1 protein-coding gene is annotated in these 1,213 nt (G+C 38.5%); it reads right to left on the bottom strand.

Features of this window, described 5'->3' with window-relative positions; all coding sequences use genetic code 11:
• Positions 1 to 38 precede the first annotated feature (38 nt).
• Entirely contained in the window at positions 39 to 1,022 is a 984-nt protein-coding gene (locus ND6B_RS09360) for an IS110 family transposase (RefSeq protein ID WP_033103518.1), read from the bottom strand.
• Between the last annotated feature and the right edge of the window lie 191 nt (positions 1,023 to 1,213).

The raw sequence follows: 1,213 nt of genomic DNA, 5'->3' as shown, positions 1-1,213 counted from the left end.
GTAGATACCATCTCTCTTTATAGGCTTCAAGATCGTATTTAACTTTCTTGGAGCTTAAACGCTTCTTGATTTTTTATTACACCAAAACATATATGAATGAGTTTACGCATATTGGCGCCAATGATTTGCATCGACGTTTTGCCATTATTCAGCAAGGCTATTTTTTGCTGTTGTATCTTATAATTCCACTGCCCAGCGACTACTGCTGCCATATAAAGTTTACTTCTTATTTTTGAGGGCCCTAGCTTGCTCATAGTTGTACGGCCCTTCATTTTCCCAGACTCATGCAGCCGCGGTATTAAGCCACAGTAGGCAGCAGCTTGCTTAGCTCTGCTGAAATTTTTAGCGGCGAATATATACGTCAGCTCTCGAGACATAACAGGCCCAATACCGGGGATTGTTTCTAGTAACGTTCTATTCTTCTTTAAGTCAGGAAAGCTATTTATGTGACTATCAATATCTGACTTAAGTTTTTTTATCTCATCATCTAGAAAGTTAATCGTTTCTTTTAATGATTGAGTGACTCGCTCAGATGTCGCATTAAACTCACTTGCTTCTAATCGATTCTGCTCTCGTTGTTTATTGGACTCCAATGCATCAAGTCGACGCAGTAAGGCTTTAAGCTCTCTAATTTCCTTTGCTTCAGGTTGCCAGAAGTTAACGGTTGATTGCTTAGCATAACCGTAGCTTGCAAGCATTATCGCATCTGACCTATCTGTTTTATGAACAACATTTAGAGCCTCAGCATATTTTTTTGCTTTGCTAGGGTTAGCGAGAATAATATTGAATCCTTGCTGGTATAAAAAGTACATTAACGGCTCATGGTAAACACCGGTTGGCTCTACCGTGATAACGATTTCCTCAGCTATAGTTTTGGTTGTACTTAAAAGCCACTGCTTAATTTCCTTGAAAGCTAGGTGGTTATTTTTAAATACTTTTGTTTTCTTTTTATTGGTGATTGGATCTCTCAGCCAACATAAATCAACTTTATCTTTACTGATATCAAAACCAATAAACATCATCTCTACTTACTCCCCTTGTACATACAGCATCAACTTAATCTAAGAGTGCTTGGATACCATTCAGTTTGTTGAGAATTGGAAGCTAGGGCTTAATCTACGGCTCAGTATCAAGTACTGGGCGGGGCTACAAGCTCACTAACTTCCGATGTAATAAATGATAGCTAATCATCTATTACAGAGAGATACAAGGC

The organism is Pseudoalteromonas sp. ND6B (assembly GCF_000764215.1).
In the GTDB taxonomy this organism is placed as follows: domain Bacteria; phylum Pseudomonadota; class Gammaproteobacteria; order Enterobacterales; family Alteromonadaceae; genus Pseudoalteromonas; species Pseudoalteromonas tetraodonis.
The sequence above is the reverse complement of the archived record's forward strand: the minus strand, read 5'-3'. Positions and strand labels throughout refer to the sequence as shown.